The organism is Arthrobacter sp. 18067, from assembly GCF_902706295.1.
In the GTDB taxonomy this organism is placed as follows: Bacteria; Actinomycetota; Actinomycetes; order Actinomycetales; family Micrococcaceae; genus Arthrobacter.
In genome coordinates this window covers 109,206-130,763 of record NZ_CACSJJ010000004.1, presented here as the reverse complement: position 1 = coordinate 130,763, position 21,558 = coordinate 109,206, and the positions used below count along the sequence as shown (strand labels likewise).

The following is a 21,558-nucleotide window of genomic DNA, read 5'->3' as shown; positions in this document are numbered from 1 at the left end:
CATCAAGGTCAGAGCCAGAATCGGAATACTCAAAGAGACAAGCGTCACAACTGCGAGGGCAACCAGGCGTTTGCGTCGAAGGCCAGTGTCTTTGGATGTGCCCTTGGGAAGTTCCGGAGCCGTGACCGGAGGTGCCATTACCACTGGTCGGGACGGAGGTGATGTTCGGTTGGCAGGCGCTGGCCGAGCGCGGCCGGCCTCCATTTCGCTGGGCTGATGCCAAGGCAGGAGCGCAGATGGAACGTCGCCCCTGAAACGACGCCTTCGCATGTGGCGCGGAGCAGGCGAAGGGGGCGCTGTTCGGGTAACAGGGTTCGTCACTTCATCACTCCTCGGGTGCGTTGGAACGAAACGGGGTCACGTCCAATTCTTGCATCCAGGGACTCCAGTGACACATCCACTCACTCGAGAAGTGCTTCTCTGCTGTGGGTCGGAGGTTGAGAGGAATGACTTAGCGACGGCGGCCGACCCACCTTAGTGGGCCGGCCGCCGCCGTCAGCGTGTGTCAACCACGATCGGAATAGAGGGCGTCGTTTTTTACTCCCGAACCGTTAGTCACATTGACGAAGTAGTTCTTGCCCGAGCCCAGCGAAGTGCTGCCAAGCTTGGCAGTCACAGACTCAACAAGGGGGTTGATCCCTAGCTGCTTCCCATAGGTTGAGTTGTAGCCGGTGGCTGCGACGGTCTTGTCGGACACCTTCCCGTAAGCATCGGTCCATTTGACCTGTACCGTTCCACCGCTCAGGTTTTGACCAGTGACAAGGACGTCACCATTTCCGTAGAATATGGAGTCGGTAATGACGGGGGTCGTGCTGGTGGACTTGAGGCGGTCCAGCATCGGTGCATACGTTCCGGCACATGTGTAGTAGGGGTCCCACATAAAGGAAATGACTTTGCCTGGAGCGTTTCCCAGCTGCTGCAGCTGCTTATTCATTCTTGCCTTGGTTGTCTGACCCCGCAGGCTGTTGTCACATGGATTCTGCGTAGTTGCTGGGGCCATGCCTTCCAAGTTTGCCCACAACTCCGCTCCGGTCCCCTCCACTCCTTCAGCGAGAGCTGCGAAGTAGTCGCGCGTGGGAGCCAAGTATTTGCTTCCCCATGATCCGTTTCCCACTATCGCGGCTGCGTACTGATCCACGCTGTTGCCGGATTCGCTTCCGAAAAATGAGGCGCCCTTGCCGGTTCCCATGCCGTCTTGGACCGCGATTGCCAGGTCTACTCCGTTAGCAGTGTTGGCAATGTTCTCTACAGCTTCGCGCGCTTGGCTCACTGTTACTTTGCCAGAGAAGGCGCTTCGTGAGTCGATGTAAGGGCTGACGATCGCCGAGCGAGTCGGTTGGTATTGGGCAATCCTTGAATTCTGAATCTCGTAAACAGTCAATACGGCATCCCAGACGGAGCCGTTGCTGAGGGGCATTTCTGTGTGATGGTAGAAGCCTGCTAGACCGGGGACGTCATTGACTGCCGCCTGGTAAAGCAAGAATCGCGCTGTGAAAAGGGAGAATGTGGCCTGGTATGAGAGATCGGGGAGGTAGGTAAGGTCCGTTCTCTTCACCGGTGCGGGGAGCCCCGCGTAGTACTTCATGCCGAGGCTGGTGGCGGTCTTACCGAGAGAGATTGAAATAGAAGACAGGCCGCCCGTTATCACCACCACGTCGTAGGTGTTTGTGGAGGAAGTGCAACCGCTTCCCTGAATGGGCAGCAGCAGTATGGTGTATTTGGTGGTGCCGTTGGTGACGGTCTTATCGCGTGCACACAGCAGGGCCGGTGATCCCCATGAACTGTTGTCTGAGTAGGTGAAGTAGCGGTTCACGCTGACGCCGGAAGAAGCGGCATTTGCGCAGTTGACCCCTGATATTGTGCACCCCGTCGGGATGGTGGAAAGCGTTGCAGGCTTGAGTAGCGACCCGAAGGTGATCACGGTGTCACCACCTACTGACTTTATGTCTGTCAGTTTCTTCAAATTGTTTGCATCGCTGGTGCTGCCGTATATGAAATAACCACTGATGGGATAAACGGGAGAATTCGCAGCTTGGGCTGGGGCCCCGTGAAGGATACCGAGCACCAGAACCATAGCTGCCATAAGGCCTGCTATAAGGTGACGGGACCTGTAGGGAGGAAAGGTTGTCGGCTCTGCTCTGAAAGTGGCCACGGAGGATCCTTGGGCTCGTAGGGTGAGACCTTGGACCTATGGCAAAAGGATGGCGCGCTGCATCCCCAAAACTCAATAGCTTGACCAGAATCTTCAAGTGGCCAAGAAGATAGCAAAACCCTTGAAGGGCTTCGACAACGATACGACTGCCACCTGCATGGGTTAACCAGTTTTGTCATATACCGCCAGCGATTGACCGTGTGTCACATCTAGTTGGATGAACACTCCGGTCGAATCCACGTGTCCATCAACCCGCCGGTCTCCACCACAAAGCGGTCCAGCCACGCACCCGCGGAAAGATCGGGCTGTGATCCAACCATTTGTACCTCCGCGGAAGTGCATTGCTCAATCAGGGTGCCTGCGCGCATCACGTGATACTCGGACGTCACTACAGTCACGGACTTCCAGCCATGGTCGGCAATCAGGGTGCGGAGGGCGTCCGCCTCACCCCGCGTATTCAGTGGCGAAGGACGGAAGCATACGAGGTCAGGATCGCTGTCGTCCCCATCGCACAGGGCATCACCCTCAGCATTGCCTGCCAAGCCGGTCGTTGAGACCACAAGAACCGGGATGTCCAAGTCTTGCTGCAATTCCTGGGCCACCGGCAGCCGCTCCCTGCTCATGCCGCCCAGGACAACGATCGCGTCCGTGCGGTGAGGGGTCGCTTGCGGAGGGTCATAGAAGAATTGAAAGGCTGCGATCAGCCAAAGCAATCCCGCCAAAAAACATGCCCCTACAACAACGCCAATGACACGCGTGGCGGGGGCAATTTTGAGGGGCACGGAGACAGTCTAAGGTTCGGAAATGGGTGCTCCCTCCCAGCCAGGAGCCGCCGGGAGCGCCTAGCGCGTATCAACGTCCTCAAATACAAGGAAAGTCTGGGTATCCAGCACTCCATCCATGGACTGCAACTGGTCGAAGATCACACGGCGGAGGTGGATGTTGTCTGTGGCCCGGACCAGCAGAATAACGTCAAAGTCTCCGCCCACCAGTGCGATGTGGTGAACCTCCGGAATCGCGCGGAGTTGTTCCTTGAGCTCGCGCCAAGAGTGCTGCTGAACCTTCAACGTCACATAGGCAGATGACCGCAGGCCTGCCTTGATGGGGTCCACCAAGGCAGTGAACTTCGTCAGCACCCCCTCGCCGGTGAGCCGGGCAATCCGCGAGTAGGCGTGAGCGCGGCTGATATGCACGTTCTCAGCCACCTGGGTGATGGACATGCGTCCGTCGGTGGTCAGCTCGCGGATGATGTCCCGGTCCACGCTGTCCAGGGGAACGGCGGTCTGTTCCGCCTCGGTCTCGCTCATGGCACTCCAAATCGTCTACAGCACGGGCACGTTACCCAGCTCACAATTACAATTTGTCTTTCAGAATAGCCACATCTCGCAAGCCCTTCCATGATTCGGCGGAAAGCTGGATACGAAACATCGCCGGGGAACATACTGGAAGCACATAGTGGCTAGAGAAGGACGGACCAATGACGATCCATGCAGACCACTCTGCGCCGGAAACGGCTGTAGAGGACCATGCTGCTGACGTTCGGACAAAATTCGGCATCAGCGTTGAGGACTACATGCTCCCCGCCCGGCACCAGATCCAGATGGTGAATCCGGACGGCACCCTCCGCTCCCATGACGAGCAAGGCACCGAACCCGGCCACGAGTACCCCACACCCAGCGATGCTGAACTGATGGCCGCTTACGAGAAGCTCGTCGTCGGACGTCGCGTCAACGACCAGAACTCTGCGCTGGTCCGGCAGGGCCGCATGGCCGTCTACCCCTCAAGCCATGGCCAGGAAGCCTGCCAGGTTGCAGCTGCCATGTGCCTCAGCGAAGGCGACTGGCTGTTCCCTACCTACCGTGACGCCGTCGCCGTCATGACCCGCGGGGTAGACCCCGTAGAGGTGATGACCATCTTCCGCGGTGACTGGCACGGAGGGTACGACCCCAAAGAGCACAACGTCGGCATCCAGTGCACCCCGCTCACCACCCAGCTGCTGCACGCCGTCGGTGTCGCGCATGCTGCCAAGCTGCGCGGCGAAGACACTGTAGTGATGGCCATGTGTGGAGACGGCGCCACCAGCGAAGGTGACTTCCACGAGGCACTGAACTTCGCCGCCGTTTTCCACCTGCCCGTCATCTTCTTCGTGCAGAACAACAAGTACGCCATCTCCGTCCCGCTCAGCCACCAGTCCGTGGCGCCGTCGCTGGCCCACAAGGCCGTTGGCTACGGCATGGCCGGTGAGCGTGTGGACGGCAACGACCTCGTCGCGCTGCTCGCCGTGATGGACCGGGCCGTGAAGCTGGCCCGCGACGGCTCCGGGCCGCTGCTGATTGAGGCCCACACGTACCGCATGCAGGCCCACACCAACGCCGACGACGCCACCCGCTACCGTCCGGACAGCGAAGTCGCCGAATGGCAGGCCAAGGATCCGCTGGCGCGCATGAAGTCTTACCTCACGGACAAAGGTCTCCTCGACGATGAGGCCAGCAAGAAGATCGCCGAGCACGCCGAATCCGTCGCCACTCAGCTCCGTGATGGCCTGGGTGAGGATGTTCCGGTCCAGCCGCTGGACCTGTTCAAGTACGTCTTTGCCAAGCCCACCCCGCAGCTGAAGGAGCAGTCCGAACTGCTCGCCAGCGAACTCGCCCGCGCCGAAAGCGCCGACAACACCGGTAACACCTATAACGCCGGAACGGAGAGCGCAAAATGACCGTCACCACCACCGTCAACGGCAATGTCAGCGCAGCCACCGCCAGCGCCGCTGCTTCCGCTGCGGCCACCGCAGAGGCAACCGGCCCGCAGAGCCTCACCATGGCCAAGGCACTCAACACCGCCATGGCCGATGCCATGCGCAATGACCCGTCGGTCCTGGTCTTCGGCGAGGACGTCGGCATGCTGGGCGGCGTCTTCCGAATCACCGACGGACTCATGGCCGAGTTCGGTGAACAGCGCTGCTTCGACACTCCGCTGGCGGAATCCGGCATCGTCGGCATGGCAGTGGGCATGGCCATCAACGGCATGCGTCCCGTCATCGAAATGCAGTTCGACGCTTTCGCCTACCCGGCCTTCGAGCAGATCGTCAGCCACGTTGCCAAGATGCACAACCGCACCAAGGGCAAGCTCAAAATGCCCATGGTCATCCGTGTTCCGTACGCCGGCGGCATTGGGGGAGTGGAGCACCACTGCGACTCTTCTGAGTCGTACTACGCCCACACGGCCGGCCTGAAGGTCTACACCCCGGCGACAGTGGCCGACGGCTACCGCATGTTGCGCGAAGCCATCGACTCCGATGACCCTGTCATGTTCATGGAGCCCAAGAAGCTCTACTGGTCCAAGGACCAGGTGGATTTGGGCGCCTTGCGGGCAGAGCACGACGCCGGCACCTCCACAGAGGGCCGCGCCGCTGTTGCCCGTCCCGGCACGGACGCGACGCTCATCGCCTACGGCCCGTCCGTCCCCACCGCACTCGCGGCAGCAGCAGCTGCTGCCGAAGAGGGACGCTCTCTCGAGGTCATCGACGTCCGAACCCTCGTCCCCTTCGACGATGAGACCGTCTGTGCGTCCGTGCGCAAGACGGGACGCGCCGTCGTGATCGCTGAAGCACATGGATTCGCGTCTGTGTCCTCCGAGATCGTTGCTCGTGTCCAGGAACGTGCGTTCCACTACCTGGCCGCGCCGATTCTCCGCGTGACCGGCTTCGACGTTCCGTTCCCGTCTCCCAAGTTGGAGCACTACTACCTGCCGAGCGTCGACCGTATCCTCGACGCCGTCGACGACCTTCAATGGGAGGACTGACCATGAGCTCAGATATGCAGGTCTTCAAACTGCCCGACCTGGGAGAGGGCCTCACCGAGGCTGAACTGGTGAACTGGCTTGTCGCCGTGGGCGACGAGGTCAGGGTTGACCAGCCCGTCGCCGAGGTCGAAACCGCCAAGTCCATGGTTGAGGTTCCCTCGCCCTACGCCGGCACTGTCGCCGAGCTTCACGGCCAGGCCGGTGAAACTCTCGACGTCGGCAAGCCGCTGATCTCGATTGCTCGCATTGGTTCTGCGGCGGCTGCGCCCGCTGTCACCGCCGAGTCTGCCGCTCCCACTGCCGTTTCCTCGGGAATCGAGGCCTCACCCGCCGTTGATGCTGCCGCGGAGACGTATCGGACTGAGGAGAAGGCCGGTTCCGGCAATGTTCTGATCGGCTATGGCACCCCTGGTGGAGTAACCGGTGGACGAACCCGGCCGCGCAAGGCGAGCGTCGCCGTCGTTGATCGTGTTGCCGAGCCCGCTGCTGAACCGGTCATGGAACCGGCGGTTGCCGGGACCCGTATCCCCGGCAAGTTGAGTGCTGTCATCTCGCCCCTGGTCCGGAAGATGGCCCGCGACCACGGTGTTTCCCTCGACGCGATCGAGGGCTCGGGCGCCAGCGGTCTGATCATGCGCAAGGACGTGGAGGCAGCCATTTCTGTGCCGGAGGCTCCTGCCGCTCCTGCCGTTGCTCCGTCCAAGGCAGAGGTGCCGGCCGCTGCCGAAGGTTCCGCTGACAGCCGGACGGGCTTGGCCGTATCTGCCCGGACGCCGGTTCGTGGAGTCCGCAAGGCCGTTGCCGCGAACATGACCCGCAGCCGTTCGGAAATTCCCGAAGCGACCGTATGGGTGGATGTCGACGCCACGGCTTTGCTGGACATGCGGGCAGAACTCAAGAAGCGCAGTCCGCACGATACCCCTGGTCTTTTGGCCTTCATCGCTCGTTTTGTCACGGCTGGGTTAAAAAAGTACCCGGCCCTGAACACCCGCTTTGAAACAGCTTCCGACGGTTCCCAGGAGATCGTCGGCTTCGACGGAATCAACCTTGGCTTCGCCGCCCAGACCGATCGCGGGCTCGTAGTCCCGTCCGTTCGGAACGCGCATGGGCTGAGCGCCCGTGAGTTGGATGCGGAGATCCGCCGACTGACCGCCGTCGCTCGTGACGGCAAGGCAACCCCGACCGAACTGGGCTCCGGCACCTTCACAGTCAACAACTACGGTGTGTTCGGCGTGGACGGCTCGGCCGCGATCATCAACTACCCCGAGGTTGCGATGCTCGGCGTTGGCCGCATCATCGACAAGCCTTGGGTGGTAAACGGCGAATTGGCCGTTCGAAAGGTCACCGAACTTACCCTCGCTTTCGACCACCGAGTGTGCGACGGCGAGACGGCCGCAGGCTTCCTGCGGTACGTGGCTGACGCAATCGAGAACCCGGGCGGGGCGCTCGCGGATATGTAGGTTGACCGCGCCTTTGCGCTGCAGATAGGGACTCCGATTTTGGAAATCGGGGTCCCTATCTCGTCCTGGGTTCCGGGTCGCCCAAACCCGACCACCGGCGTCGTACTTTTCCACAGCCAAAAAGCCGCCGTCCGGTCCCCACAGCCCGACCCGGTAGGCTGGAAGCTGCTTTTTGACGTTCTAAAACCGAGGTACCGTGCGAGTTGTAGTTCTTGGAGACATTGGTCAATCCATTTATCACGTGGGTGACGAAGCGATGACCCATGCCGTAGTGGACGAACTCCAGGCCCGCGGAATCACGGACATTGTGCTCCTGTCCCGGAACCCTGAACAGAGCAGCAAATTGTATGGCACGGCCGCAGTGAAGACTTTGAAGTTCCCTTGGCCTCCCAACCGCCGCGAGACGTATCTGAAGGAAATCCAAGCCATTCTCGCGGGTGACATGGACGCCCTTCCTGCCGCTGATCAGGTCCACGCGCTTATCGAGACAATCAAGTCTTCTGATGGTGTTGTCATTGCAGGCGGCGGCAACATGAACTCCCCGTATGGCTGGCTGCTGTACGAACGGGCAGCCGTGGGTGCCATTGCGAACGCACTCGACAAGCCGCTGGTCATTTCCGGACAGACCGTGGGTCCTGTACTTACAGGACCCGACTACGACGCCGCTGTGGAGCTCTTCCGCTCGGCAGCGCTTTCCAGTGTCCGCGAGCAAACCTCCTTCGAGCTGATGCGGGAGGCAGGCGTCCCGGTGGGAATGACCTTGGACGACGCGAGCTTCCTCAAAGAAGGCCCTGCCGACGCGAGCTATTCGTCGGCCGTTCCTACGTACCAGCCGAGCCCTGACCGACCCTACGTTGTGGCGAGTTTCGCACCCGGCACCGGAGCGATGGACAGGGACGACTTCAACCAGGGTGTAGCTGACCTGCTGGACAGAATTGCCGACGCCGGCCAGATGGACGTCGTGATGGTTCCGCACATGTCCCGTCCGGGAAACCGTGACATGGATATGGAGACGCACGAGGATATCCGACGCCGCATGCGTTCCCAGAACGTCACTGTCTGCGGTCAGTTCACTGCGGAAGAGGCTGCATCCCTGACGATGGGGGCCGAATTAGTGGTTGCCAGCAGGTACCACCCCATTGTCTTCGCTCTGGCGGCTGGCGTTCCGTGCCTTGGCATCGCCGTGGACTACTACGGAGAGGTCCGGCTGGGCGGTGCCCTTGCCAACTGGGGCCTCGGCCACACCCTGCGGTCATTGCGGCATGTGGTGACCCCCGGGTTTGACAATTATGTTGACCTTCTCTGGAACCGTCGTAATGATATTCGGGCTTACCTGCAGAAGTTGAGCCCCTCCCAAAGTTCCTTCCAAAGCTCGTGGTGGGACGCCGTCGTCGAGACCCTCAAAGGCGCTACCCCGGACGCGCCGGTCCTCAGCACTCCAGAACCGGTATTCCTTGAATTGCATTCGGGGGAGCATCCGGCGGCTGCCAAACTTACGGCCAACAACGAATCGCACATTGGTCACCAGTCCGTGGAGCTTTATCGGCTGACCCATGCCTTGGAGGACACCACCGGAACTCTCGCCGCGGTGGAAGCTGAGCACGAGCAGCTGCGTGTTGCATTGGAGGAGTCGGCCGGGAAATTGTCGGCAGCGGCGGCCGAATCCAACGAGCTCCAGAACCAGCTCCGCGCACTCGACGCCTCCCTCGTTGTACGGGTGGCGCGACGCCTGAAGTTACTCCGGGCCTGACCCGCCAGCCTTCCAGCTTCCCCTCGGATTTGGTAGGTAGAGTAGAGGCCTGAACATCGCCGGATTGCACTGGATACGGAGAACTCATTGTCAGCTTGGCTCGAACTCGGACCGGACAACTACGTCTTGGAAACCGAGGGATCTTTACTGAACACCGGGCTCGTGGTGGGCTCTGAGCTTGCCATGGTCATCGACACCGGCTGCGGCCCCCGCCAAGGCCGGGAGATCCTCGCTGCAGTCCGCGAAAAGACCCAGCTGCCGCTGGTAGTGGTGAACACGCACGCACACTATGACCACTTCTTCGGCAACGCAGTCTTTGCCGACGACGGCGTCACAGAGTTCTGGGCGCACGCCAACTGTGCGGCGGCCATCGAAAGGGACGCCGATATCCAGCGCCGTTTCGTTGCCACCATCGAACCGGAGATGGCAGCAGGGGAGGGGGACGCCGTCGACATCGTTGTTCCCAACGCGCTGGTCCACGACCAGCCAGTCCTTGTGGACCTCGGCGGAATCACAGCAACGCTCTTCTACCTTGGACGTGCACACACTGACGGCGACCTCCTGGTTGGCACCAGCTCCACGCTGTATGTAGGCGACTTGGTGGAGCAGGGCGCGCATCCGTCGTTCGAGGACTCGTACCCCGAGGAGTGGGCCGATGCCTTGCGGCATATCTCCGCTCTCCGGCACCGTTACGAGTTCCTGGTCCCCGGTCACGGAAAGCCGGCAAGCGACGAGTTCGTAAAAACCATGGCCGACACCATGAGCACGGCTGTCCGCCAGGCCACCCAGAGCATCCGGGACATGCCTTCCGACGCAACCAAGGCGATTCCGGTGCTGCCCTACGGCCCGGAGCAGTCCCGCTGGTTCATCAAGAGACTCCAGGAAACCAACGCGCAAGGCCGTGCCTCGCTTGCGACGCCGGACGTCGGACCAGCGAAGACAGGTTTTTACCCGTCGTAGCAAGGGTCCTTACAAATTTGTCATCTTGTTTACTCCCAGCCATGGACTAATGGGTAGCTCCAGTCCTAGGATGAAGGCGACCATTCGGTTCGCGACTACCTGGGGGTGTCGAGATGAAGGGCACACGCGTATTCCCGCGTGCTACCAACATTCTCCGCTCTGTCGTGATCGCTGGAGCCGGTACGGCAATCTGGATGGCACTCTCCGCAACAGCTGCGAGTGCCGACAGCGGAGTTGCGGACAACCACACACTTCTTGGTGGAGCATCGTCCAACGTTTCCGCTGCTGTTTCCTCGGCAACAGGCGCCATCGGGTCCGTTGCAAAAGCTGCTGTTCCACCTGCGACGGCTCCCACCATCAGCATCCCTGTCCCGAACGTGCCTCTGCCCGCACCTGTCAAAGCGGTAGTGCCCACGAAGCCGATAATTGTCCACGTTCCGGTGGTGACGCCCATAGTGGAGCACGTTGGGGGATCGGTCGACACAATTGTCGGGACGGTCCCGGTCGCTAACCACGTGGTTCCGGCTGACACGGCCGAAACCGTTGTGGGCACGGTGGTGGTTCCGGTAACCGGAACCGTAGACCAAACGGTGGAGGCTGTAGTTCCTCCCGTCAACGAAGCCTTGGTCCCCGTTGCCCTGGAACCCGTCACCGATGTGACCACCCCCATTCTTCAGCCGATCGTCGACGGGGTTGATACGGTCCTTCCGCCGGTTCCCTCCGTTATTCCACCCGTTGTATCAGGGTTTCCGCCGCTGGTCGGTGGGGGCTCCGAACCTCCCGCCACGCCGGCTGGAGATACGGCCCCGGGCGTCGGCACGCTCCCAAGTTCCGGCGTCGTAAGTTCACCGGAACGTGACGCTGCTGCCGTAACTCCACCCCAAGAATCAGTTCCCGCGCAAGTCGAACAGCCAGCACTCGCTACCAATGCACAGGTGCTTTCCATAACCCGCGTGCTCGGCTCTTCAGGCAAGGTACCGGCAGTTGGCGCAGCGTCGACGGGCAACCCGAGGGCGCCGGCGGAGTTGCCAGCGGACCCCAAAGCTGTACCGGCTGGCTTGGCTGGTGCTGGGTCTGGTAACTCCCAAAACGGTCCACCCAGCCCGGCGGCAGCCTTTCTGCACGGCGCCCTGATCATTCCCGCGGATTCCCTTACTGACCTTGTGACGGTCAGCGATGAACAACATCCAAAGCCGGTCTGTTTTGATCCCGGCTCCTCTCCTGACTAGTTCCCCAGCCCAGCTGCCCATTAGCCCGCAGCAGACGGTAATTCGGGCGATCCGTCAACGGACGCCTCTGGGAACAAGACCTTCAGGAGAAGATCACAATGAACACGACCCTACGCAAGTGCCTCATCGGCACATGCTTTGCCGGGGGCATGATTGTCCTCAGCGCAACCGCGGCAAATGCCGCGGATACCGCCAGCGGCAAGGACGGGCTCCTTTCCGGAACGCAGGTGGTTGCGCCTGTAACAGCGCCTATCACCACCGGCGCCACATCACTGGGACTGTTGGGGGATTCAGCAGCTACGACGTCCGCGCCGGCAACTGCTGGAAGTTCGGGCACAGCGCCTGCTGCCACAACCAGCGGCTCCGACAGCATCGGTTCCGGGACGCAAGTAGTCGCCCCGGTTTCGGTGCCCATAAACCTGGGCTCGTCGTCAGTGGGTCTGCTGGGGGGCTCCACTGTGGCGAGCCCAGCCACACCTGCCGCACCAGCAGCGGCAACAAGTTCGACGCCGGGAGCCGGGACCAGCGGTTCCGGCGGCATCGCCTCGGGAACCCAAGTGGTCGCTCCGGTGACGGTTCCCATCACGGTGGGGTCGACGTCGGCGGGCGTTCTGGGTGACTCATCTGCCACCTCAACGCCGGCAACATCAGCTCCCGCACCGGCTCAAGCGCCGGCGCAGGCAACAACGTCGGGGGGAGAGTCAATCGCATCCGGCGCTCAGGTAGTGGCTCCGATATCGGTCCCTGTTAACATCGGGGCCACTGCCGTGGGTGTGGCTGGGGATTCCTCGGCTACGTCCGGTACTGGTGGTACTGCCGGTGGGTCTGCTCCTGCTGGCTCGACTTCGGGGGCTACGACGAGCGGTTCTGACGGTGTTGGTTCGGGCACGCAGGTTGTTGCTCCGATCACGGCTCCGGTGAACCTGGGCGCTACGTCGGCTGGTGTGTTGGGTGATTCCTCCGCCACCTCCGGTACTGCCGGTTCAACGGGTGGGACGGCTCCTACCGGCACCACATCAGGTGCTTCGACCAGTGGTTCCGATGGTGTTGGTTCGGGCACGCAGGTTGTTGCTCCGATCACGGCTCCGGTGAACCTGGGCTCGACCTCTGCTGGTGTGCTGGGGGATTCTTCCGCCACGAACACCGGTACTGCCGGCTCAACGGGTGGGCCTGCTCCGGCCGGAAATACAGGTGGCAGCACCACTTCCGGCAACGACGGACTGCTCTCAGGCACTCAGTTGATCATTCCGATTACCGCTCCCGTCACCGTTGGTTCCAGATCAGTGGGCGTCGGAGGTGGCTCGGTCGGCACGGTTACGCCGCCGGTCGTGAATCCTCCGGTTGTTACGCCTCCCGTGGTGAACCCTCCGGTTGTGAACCCGCCCGTTGTTACGCCTCCCGTGGTGAACCCTCCGGTTGTTACGCCTCCCGTGGTGAACCCTCCGGTTGTTACGCCTCCCGTGGTGAACCCTCCGGTTGTCACGCCTCCCGTAGTGAACCCGCCTGCTGGTGGCGGCCTTGATGCTGGCGGCAACACCCCCGCTACTGGCATCAGCACGGACGTCATCACGGCTGGTCTCGGTACCCAAGCCGGCACCGTTGTGACCCTTGCTTCCACAAAGGGTGCGATGACCACGGCGGCCTCCACCGCCGTCGGGACCTCAAGCGCACTGGCCAATACGGGGCTGAACGGCAGCTTCATTATCTGGGCAGGAGCCATGCTTTTGATGGGCCTGCTCCTGGCCGCGGGTAGCCGCCGGAAGGCAGCAGCCAACCGCCGGTAGTCCGCGGCAAGCAATCCCGCTTCGCATGCAGTTGTTGCGGCTCCGGATCCCGGAGCCGCTACAACTGCGGACCCCACTAGTGCGCCGGGGCGCATTGCACAACGTAATGCAGGACCCGACCCCAACTGCTGCAGTCCTAGGATGAAAGGGATGACCAGGACCCAGACGAATCAAGCGTTCAGCCTTCGCAGTGTTGCATTGCCGGCCTTCGGGCCTGCACTTCTGTTTTGTATAGGTGAAGGGGCGGTCCTTCCCGTCATTGCGCTCTCGGCACGTGACCTCGGGGCGTCTGTAGCAGTTTCAGCGTTGATCGTGACCCTGATCGGACTGGGATCCTGGATCTTCAACATTCCGGCGTCGATCATCACGGAGAAGTTCGGCGAACGATGGTCGATCGTAGGGGCCGGCGCCCTGGGCGCAATCGCGCTAGGTGCCGCGGCCTTCGCACCACAAATGGAACACGGGCTCTGGTTACTTGCGGCCTCCATGACTTTGGTGGGCATGTCAGCCAGCGTCTTCAACCTTGCCCGGCAGAAGTTCCTGACGGAAGCGGTCCCGGTTCTGTACCGCGCACGGGCATTGTCCACGCTGGGCGGCGTGACAAGGATCGGCATCTTCATTGGGCCTTTCGTTGGGGCCGGCGTGATGCAGTTCGCCGGAATCAGCGGGGCCTACTGGGTGGGCTTTGCGGGCATGATGGCGGCTGCGGCTTTGTCGCTCACCATCCCGGACCTGGTGGCCCCAGACGCGTCCGACGGCGGTCCTCGCCCCCCGGCGTCCACGTTGCGGAGCGTCGCGGTCTCCCACGCGGGGGTGTTCCTGTCCGTCGGTTTCGGCATCCTGCTGCTCAGTGCTTTGCGGGCTTCGCGACAGGTGGTTATCCCGTTGTGGGCGGATCACCTGGGCCTCGACGCCACGCATGCTTCCCTGCTCTTCGGCCTGTCCGGAGCGATCGACATGCTGGTGTTCTACCCTGCCGGAAAGCTCATGGACAGGAAGGGGCGGCAGTGGGTGGCCATCCCGTCCACGGTGATTATGGGAAGTGCCCTGATCCTGATCCCGTTCACTGGAGGGTTTGTGCCTTTGCTGCTGGTTGCCCTGCTGATCGGGTTTGGCAATGGCATCAGCTCCGGACTCATCATGACGCTCGGCGCCGACTTCTCACCGGACAACGGTCGGAGCCACTTCCTGGGCATTTGGCGCTTCATCGCCGATTCGGGTGCCACCGGGGGACCGGTACTCCTTTCCGGGCTGACGGCCGCCATTTCACTGTCCGCTGGTATCTGGGCCACAGGCGTACTGGGCTTCGCAGCGGCGGTGGTGTTCGCCGTCGCAATTCCGAGGTTAAAGCACCGGCGTAATTATTAGGTGGGAGTCTCGCGGAACAAATTAAGGGGTCGTTGACCGCCGCAGCTAGACTACCGTGGTGCCAGAAAACCAATCCGCTGATATCCCCACGCCATCCACCTTTGAAGATCTTGGGGAGTTCCTGTCCGCAGAAGAGGTTCCCGCCGGGCTTATTGAGATCCAGTATCAAGGCTTGCCGCTCGAGATACTGAACATCCCCTCCGACTCGGATATCACGCTCGTGTGCTTCCACGGTGCGGCCGAGAAGGACGTCCGACTCCCTTGGTTCCTCGGGCAAGGTGTGACGGCTGGACTGCCAGTCAACCGGATCTTTATCTCCGATCCAAGTCTCCGTAAATCCTCGGAATTCAACCTCGCTTGGTACGCGGGGTCCAGAGAGCAGCCTGACCTGCAAGCGACGCTGGCTGACGTTGTTCGACGTATCGTCCGGGAAACCGGGGGGTACAACGTAATGTTCTTCGGCAGCTCCGCCGGCGGATACGCCAGCCTCGCTTTGTCGCGCTTTTTCCCTACTTCGCTGGCGCTTGCGGTCAATCCTCAGACCTCGATATCCCGTTTCTACCCTGGTGCGGTTGAGCGTTACATGACTTACGCGTGGGATATGGAGGGCAAAGACATGTCCGAGCTGCCTGCGAGTGTTGCACATGACCTGGTCCCGGCTTACTCGGCCGGCTTCAGCCACACGGTTGCACTTATTCAGAACGCCAAGGACTGGTTCCATGTCCAGAAGCACCAGCTTCCCTTTGTGGACGCAGTAGGTGGTTCTGAGAACTTGTACATGCTGATGGACCGCTGGGGACCTGACACTGGGGACGGCCATATCCCACCGCCAAAGGAGCTGATAAGGGCGTGCTTTGAAGTCCTGGCGGCGTGCGGGGGAGACTGGCCCAAAGGGCTCGCGGAATGTGGCTTCCAATCCGAAACCACGCGCAGGGACGTGAAGCGCCGCGTATTGGATACCGCTCCGGCACCCGCCGAGTAGGACAACCCACCGCGCATATAAGCAACCGAAAAAGGGTGTATCTCTGTCTCCCTCGCGTCGCACTCTCAGGAAATTCGCAGGAAACTCCAGAGAGTGGCTAAACTCATGCTGGCCGTAGACTCGCGGCCATTTTTCCGCGCTCTTGGGGGCGTTTGAGCAGAGGGCGCTGTCTATGCAGAACCGACGGAGAGCCAGCGTGCGCTCTCAAATACTACTTGTGGGCGTTATCGCGTTGGTCGGAGCTGGTTTGCCAGCGTTGCCGGCAGTGGCGGATGACGTGCCTGTGCCGGCGCCGAGCGCGGCACCGTTATCGACGGCCACCCAATCGTCGGTGATACCGACCGATCAGTTCATCGTGAAGTTCAAAGAGCGAGCGGGCATCCAGTCGGCTGATCGGCAGTCCTCTCTTCGCCAGGCTGCCGGTGCAGCAGGCGTTCCTGTCCAAGCGGTTCGCAGCACTGCCACGGGCGAGGAGGTCGTCAAGACCGACCGAAAGCTTGGGGCCGAAGAAGCAGGTGAGCTGGCTGCCACCCTGGCGGCGGACCCCAATGTGGAATATGCCGAACCGGACACGATCATGCGGCTTCACGATGTCCGGCCCAACGACACCTACTTCGATTTTCAGTGGGGTGTGGGTGACAACAACAGCGGCGGCATACGCATGCCATTGGCATGGGAGATCAATCAGGGTGAGGGCAGCGTAGTTGCAGTCATCGACAGCGGCATTCTGAGCCACAGTGACCTGAACGCAAACGTCCTCCCTGGCTACGACATGATCAACGACCCCGCTGTTGCACGCGATGGGAACGGGAGGGACTCCAACCCGCGGGATGAAGGAGACGCCGTCACTGCTGGTCAGTGTGCGCCGGGTGAGCCTGCCAATATTTCTTCCTGGCACGGGACGCACGTAGCCGGCATTGTTGCGGCCGTAGGTGGTAACGGAAAGGGCGTCACCGGCGTGGCGCCGAAAGCCAAGGTTGTGCCCATCCGCACCATCGGCACGTGCGGTGGCTACACCTCCGATATTGTCGACTCGATTGTATGGGCCGCAGGTGGAGCCGTGACCGGTGTCCCCGCGAACGCCAACCCTGCCCGCGTCATCAACCTCAGCCTTGGTGGGCGGTCCACGTGTCCCGCAGCCATCCAGAACGCCGTGGACTTCGCGCATGGCAAGGGCGCGGTGGTAGTCGTATCGGCCGGCAATGAAAACATCGACGCATCGCTGGTGAGCCCCGGCAACTGCCGGGACGTCATCAACGTCGGCGCCACCACTAAAGATGAGAGCAAGGCCTACTACTCCAACTACGGTGCGGCCATCGACGTCATGGCGCCCGGCGGCGACATGCGCGTGGACGTTCTGGGCGGCATCGTGTCCACTCTCAACAACGGTACCGACCGCGCCACAACGGAGGACTACTACCTCAAAGCCGGCACGTCCATGGCTGCGCCGCACGTCGCAGGAGTGGCAGCAATGATGTTGTCGGTCCTGCCAGCCTTGAAGCCGGAGGACGTAGAAGCGAAGCTCAAGGCAACGGCCAAGGCACCAACGTGCAGCGGTTGTGGTGCGGGGCTCATTAACGCAACGGGTGCCCTCCGAGACGTAGAGCTGGAAGCTGAGCCCATCATTGGTGGAACTCCGGTGATCACGGGTGAGCCCTTCGTAGGCAAAACGTTGACCTCGACGGACATCGGTAACTGGACCTTCAACCACCTCACTCAGTGGACGCATCAGTGGAACCGAAGCGGGGTTGCGATCCCCGGCGCCACTGACTACTCGTACACGCTCGTGCCGGAAGACCTGGGCTCTACACTCACCTTTACTGTTACAGCCAAAAAGGACTTCCATCCCACGGTCTCAGGCACCTCAGCTCCGACGGCCACGGTAAAACCGGGGATGCTGTCCTCAAACGTTCCCACTATCAGCGGCTCGGCCTATGTCGGCAACGCTCTGACAATGGACGCGGGAACATGGGGACCTGAACCTGTCGAGCTTTCGTACCAGTGGTATCGGGCCGGTGCCGCCATCCCTGGCGCCACGGGGACGGGTTACACACTTGCGGATGCAGATGCGGGCAAGGCACTGACAGTGAAGGTAACTGGCACAAAACCGGCCTACGGCACCGTGGTGAAGACCAGCGCTGCTACGCAGACCGTGGTGACGGCCGACAAGGCGGTCACGCCGAAAGCAGTTGGCTTCGCAGAGGCCCCTTACATGGCGAACGATAAGTACACGATCCCGGAATCTATTGGCACTGAATACCAAATCTCGGGGACTGCCGTTGCGGCCGGGACATATACAGCTCGTGGCCAAGTCAAGGTAACGGCCAAAATCAAGGACGGCTTTGCACTGGCTAACGGTGCAGCCTCCGAATGGCTGGCGTACTTCAGCTCAAAGGGCCCCGCATTCACGCCTCCAGCCAAGTCGCCGTTCAAGGACGTGCTGACTACCCAGCAGTTCTACAAGGAAATGGCATGGATGGCCGACCGGAAGATCTCCACGGGATGGGTCGAAGCGGACAAGTCCGTGACTTACCGCCCCGTGACACCGATCAACCGTGACGCGATGGCTGCGTTCCTCTACCGCATGGCGGGATCGCCTGCCTACACCCCGCCAGCCAAGTCGCCGTTCAAGGACGTGCTGACCACCCAGCAGTTCTACAAGGAAATGTCCTGGTTGGCTGAAACAGGCATTTCATCGGGGTGGACGGAATCTGATGGTTCACGGACCTACCGACCTTTGACTCCCATCAACCGTGACGCCATGGCTGCATTCCTGTACCGCCTGGCGAACAAGCCCGACTACCAGCCGCCAAATTGGCTGCCATTCTATGACGTCCCCTATGGAACGCAGTTCTACAAGGAGATGGCGTGGATGTACGAACAGGAGATCTCCAAGGGCTGGCTGGAGGCTGACGGACAGTACACGTACCGCCCGCTGTCGCCTATCAACCGCGACGCCATGGCAGCCTTCCTCTACCGGATGCCGTAGGGACGCCAAAGCGGATATCAACCGGGGCCGGTTGCAGATTTTTCTGCAGCCGGCCCTCGGCGTCACTGAGCATGTGAGATACGACTCACAGGTAATTCGCAGGAATCTCAACTCTTTGGCTAAACTCAATCTGGCCGCGCATCGCGGCCATTTTTCCGCGCTCTTGGGGGCGTTTGAGTAGAGGGCGCTGTTTATGCAGAACCGACGGAGAGCCAGCGTGCGCTCTCGAGTATTACTGATGGTCGTAATCGCGATGGCCGGCGCCGTGCTGCCGGCTCTGCCTGCTGCTGCCGACGATGAGCCCGTGCCCAGTGCTGCACCGCTGTCGGAATCTGTCTCTGCGGCACCAGCACCGACCGATCAGCTCATCGTCAAGTTCAACGAGCGGGCAGGAATTCAATCTGCGGATCGCCGCAATTCCCTGGACCGTATCGCCGATGACCTGGGCGGACAGGTTGAAAGTGTTCGAACCACCGCCGCAGGCGAGCAGGTAATCAAGGCTGACCGGAAGCTGACTGCTGACGAAGTCGGTGACGTCATTGAAACCTTGGAATCGGATCCAAGCGTGGAGTACGCCGAACCTGACGTCATCATGAGGCCATTCGCCACCGCACCGGACGACACTTACTACGATTTGCAGTGGGCGCTTGGCGACGGGACCGCTGGAATCGACATCCTTGGTGCCTGGGACTACAGCGAAGGTGAAGGCAGCGTGGTTGCTGTCATTGATAGCGGCATCCTCAAGCACACCGATCTCGATGCCAACATCCTTCCGGGTTATGACATGATCGCGGACCTCGACACTTCCCGTGACGGCGATGGCCGGGACTCCAACCCCCAGGACGATGGTGACACAACCTTTGATGGCCAGTGCGCTGCTGGGGAGCCCGGGACAAAGTCCTCATGGCACGGAACGCACGTCGCAGGCATCATCGCCGCTGTTGCTGACAACGCGAAGGGTGTTGCCGGCGTCGCTCCGAAATCGAAAGTAGTCCCGATCCGGGCTATTGGAACGTGCGGGGGATACACCTCTGACATCGCCGACGGCATCCGATGGGCCGTCGGCGGAACCGTGACCGGGGTGCCCGCGAACGCTAATCCCGCCCGGGTGGTCAACTTGAGTTTGGGCGGAAAGGCTACGTGCTCAACTACTTACCAGAACGCCGTGAACTTTGCGCGCAGCAAAGGAGCGGTAGTGGTTGCTGCGGCCGGCAACGAGAACGTGGACGCCGCCCAGGTCAGCCCGGCTAACTGCCAAAACGTGATTACCGTAGCCGCCAGCACACGAACGCATGCCAAAGCCGATTACTCGAACTTCGGATCCGTGGATCTCTATGCTCCCGGTGGCGAGATGAGCAAGGCAGCCGTAGATGGCATCGTGTCCACGCTTAACAACGGAACGGACCGACCCGGCGTCGAGGATTATTACCTCAAAGAAGGCACATCCATGGCGGCTCCGCATGTGGCGGGCGTCGCTGCCCTCATGCTGGCGCGGATGCCGGCCTCCACCCCCGCCGATATTGAACGACGACTCATCAAGACCGCCCAAGACCTCGGATGCACCTACTTCAGCTGCCGGGTGAACGTGGTTGACGCCAGATTGGCTTTGAGGGAAACCGCGTGGGATGCAACCCCTTTGGTTGCTGTCCCTCCCACCATCAGTGGTGATCTGAGGGTGGGCTCGGCCTTGTATGCGCTCCCAGGCAACTGGGGACCTGACGCTTCTGATGTTGTCCGCTGGGGGTACCAGTGGTATCGGGACGGCGTACCCATTTCAGACGCTTCGAGCGCTTCCTACAAATTGGTCCCGGGAGACCTGAACGCCGGCATGACGGTGAAAGTCTCGGCAAACAAAGTCCACTTTGACGAAGTATCTGCGACCTCGGCGCCCACGGCCAAGGTGGGGCCGGGGATCATGAGTGCCAGCGTTCCCGTCATCGATGGTCCCGCATACGTGGGAAGCGTGCTGAAAGCACAGGCAGGGACGTGGGAGCCGGCTCCAGTTGAGTTGACCTACCAATGGAGCCGTGCCGATAACCCAATCGAAGGTGCCACCGCCGCCGACTACGAGGTAACGGAAGCAGACGCGGGCAAGCCGCTGCGAGTAACCGTGTCGGGGACCAAGGCTGCCTACGCACAGGCGTCGAGTACGAGCGCCCCGACCATTAACGTGCTTGGCGCCGACAAAGCGGCGACGCCCGCACCGGTGGTCTTCAAGGACGAGACCTACATGGGCGACGACGCGTACACCATTCCCGAGTCCACGGGCGTGGAGTATCAGGTAAGCGGCAAGACCGTCGCGGCGGGTACCTACCCAGCCAGGGGACAGGTGAAGGTTTCAGTCATAGCTAAGTCCGGGTACCTCCTGAAGGCAGGCGCCACGGCCGGGTGGTCCGCATACTTCAGCGCGAAGGGCCCTGATTTCACCGCACCCACCACGTCGCCTTTCAAGGATGTGCTGACGACGCAGCAGTTCTACAAGGAAATGTCCTGGTTGGCTGACCGGAAGATCTCCACGGGTTGGGTTGAGGCGGATAAGTCTGTGACGTACCGGCCCGTGACGCCCATCAACCGTGATGCCATGGCTGCTTTCCTCTATCGCATGGCTGGCTCGCCGGATTACACACCGCCGGCAAAGTCCCCGTTCAAGGACGTGCTGACCACGCAGCAGTTCTATAAGGAGATGTCCTGGCTGGCTGATACGGGCATTTCGTCCGGTTGGACGGAAAGCGACGGTTCACGCACGTACAAACCGCTGACGCCTATCAACCGTGACGCCATGGCCGCCTTCCTCTATCGTTTGGCCAACAGCCCGGACTTCGAGGCTCCCACGACGTCGCCCTTCCAGGATGTGTACACCTATCAGCAGTTCTACAAGGAGATGGCGTGGATGGCCGACAAGAAGATCTCCTCGGGCTGGCTGGAGTCGGACGGCGCCTACACTTACCGGGCTTTGTCTCCCATCAACCGTGACGCGATGGCCGCCTTCCTCTACCGCATGCCATAGGTCTTGGGAGCTGCTGCTTCCTGACCCTCTTTGAACAAACAACGGCCGCAGAACAACCCCTTCAGGTTGTTCTGCGGCC

The 21,558-nt window shown here is 61.3% G+C and carries 14 protein-coding genes; 11 read left to right on the top strand and 3 right to left on the bottom strand.

Annotation, left to right across the window (positions count from 1 at the left end; genetic code table 11):
* Window positions 1–505: 505 nt before the first annotated feature.
* The 3 genes from GVL04_RS05920 to GVL04_RS05910 all read right to left on the bottom strand — a co-directional run bounded on the left by GVL04_RS05920 (window position 506) and on the right by GVL04_RS05910 (window position 3,459).
* Window positions 506–2,152: a hypothetical protein gene (locus GVL04_RS05920; RefSeq protein WP_159700988.1), complete on the bottom strand. Its 1,647-nt coding sequence runs from the start codon at window positions 2,150–2,152 to the stop codon at window positions 506–508.
* A 209-nt stretch (window positions 2,153–2,361) separates the two neighbouring features.
* On the bottom strand, window positions 2,362–2,874 hold the full coding sequence (locus GVL04_RS05915; protein ID WP_235036184.1) for a YdcF family protein: 513 nt from the start codon (window positions 2,872–2,874) through the stop codon (window positions 2,362–2,364).
* 120 nt (window positions 2,875–2,994) lie between these two features.
* Window positions 2,995–3,459, bottom strand: coding sequence for an Lrp/AsnC family transcriptional regulator (locus GVL04_RS05910; protein ID WP_159700985.1), 465 nt, complete (start codon window positions 3,457–3,459; stop codon window positions 2,995–2,997).
* A gap of 170 nt (window positions 3,460–3,629) precedes the next feature.
* Here GVL04_RS05910 and pdhA point away from each other — a divergent pair, with 170 nt between their 5' ends.
* From pdhA to GVL04_RS05840, 11 genes are all read left to right on the top strand, one after another.
* Window positions 3,630–4,865: a pyruvate dehydrogenase (acetyl-transferring) E1 component subunit alpha gene (gene pdhA / locus GVL04_RS05905; protein WP_159700982.1), complete on the top strand. Its 1,236-nt coding sequence runs from the start codon at window positions 3,630–3,632 to the stop codon at window positions 4,863–4,865.
* Window positions 4,862–5,950, top strand: coding sequence for an alpha-ketoacid dehydrogenase subunit beta (locus GVL04_RS05900; RefSeq protein WP_159700979.1), 1,089 nt, complete (start codon window positions 4,862–4,864; stop codon window positions 5,948–5,950). Before pdhA ends, GVL04_RS05900 begins: the two co-directional genes overlap by 4 nt.
* A 2-nt stretch (window positions 5,951–5,952) precedes the next feature.
* Entirely contained in the window at window positions 5,953–7,410 is a 1,458-nt protein-coding gene (locus GVL04_RS05895; protein WP_235036183.1) for a dihydrolipoamide acetyltransferase family protein, read from the top strand.
* A 196-nt stretch (window positions 7,411–7,606) separates the two neighbouring features.
* A complete protein-coding gene (locus GVL04_RS05890) occupies window positions 7,607–9,160 on the top strand; it encodes a polysaccharide pyruvyl transferase family protein (protein ID WP_235036182.1) in 1,554 nt (517 codons plus the stop codon).
* An 87-nt stretch (window positions 9,161–9,247) separates the two neighbouring features.
* A complete protein-coding gene (locus GVL04_RS05885; protein WP_235036181.1) occupies window positions 9,248–10,120 on the top strand; it encodes an MBL fold metallo-hydrolase in 873 nt (290 codons plus the stop codon).
* 113 nt (window positions 10,121–10,233) lie between these two features.
* On the top strand, window positions 10,234–11,349 hold the full coding sequence (locus GVL04_RS05880) for a hypothetical protein (protein WP_159700973.1): 1,116 nt from the start codon (window positions 10,234–10,236) through the stop codon (window positions 11,347–11,349).
* Window positions 11,350–11,447: 98 nt separating this feature from the next.
* The gene (locus GVL04_RS24490; RefSeq protein ID WP_200846760.1) at window positions 11,448–13,133 is read left to right on the top strand and encodes a cell wall anchor protein; all 1,686 of its coding nucleotides are present in this window, start codon (window positions 11,448–11,450) and stop codon (window positions 13,131–13,133) included.
* A 150-nt stretch (window positions 13,134–13,283) separates the two neighbouring features.
* The gene (locus GVL04_RS05855) at window positions 13,284–14,501 is read left to right on the top strand and encodes an MFS transporter (RefSeq protein WP_159700961.1); all 1,218 of its coding nucleotides are present in this window, start codon (window positions 13,284–13,286) and stop codon (window positions 14,499–14,501) included.
* 58 nt (window positions 14,502–14,559) lie between these two features.
* The gene (locus GVL04_RS05850) at window positions 14,560–15,483 is read left to right on the top strand and encodes a hypothetical protein (RefSeq protein ID WP_159700958.1); all 924 of its coding nucleotides are present in this window, start codon (window positions 14,560–14,562) and stop codon (window positions 15,481–15,483) included.
* Window positions 15,484–15,655: 172 nt separating this feature from the next.
* Window positions 15,656–18,472 (top strand): S8 family serine peptidase, encoded by a 2,817-nt coding sequence (locus GVL04_RS05845; RefSeq protein WP_159700955.1) that lies wholly within the window; start codon window positions 15,656–15,658, stop codon window positions 18,470–18,472.
* 238 nt (window positions 18,473–18,710) lie between these two features.
* Complete coding sequence (locus tag GVL04_RS05840) at window positions 18,711–21,479, top strand: S8 family serine peptidase (protein WP_235036180.1); 2,769 nt, start codon at window positions 18,711–18,713, stop codon at window positions 21,477–21,479.
* The last annotated feature ends 79 nt before the right edge of the window (window positions 21,480–21,558 follow it).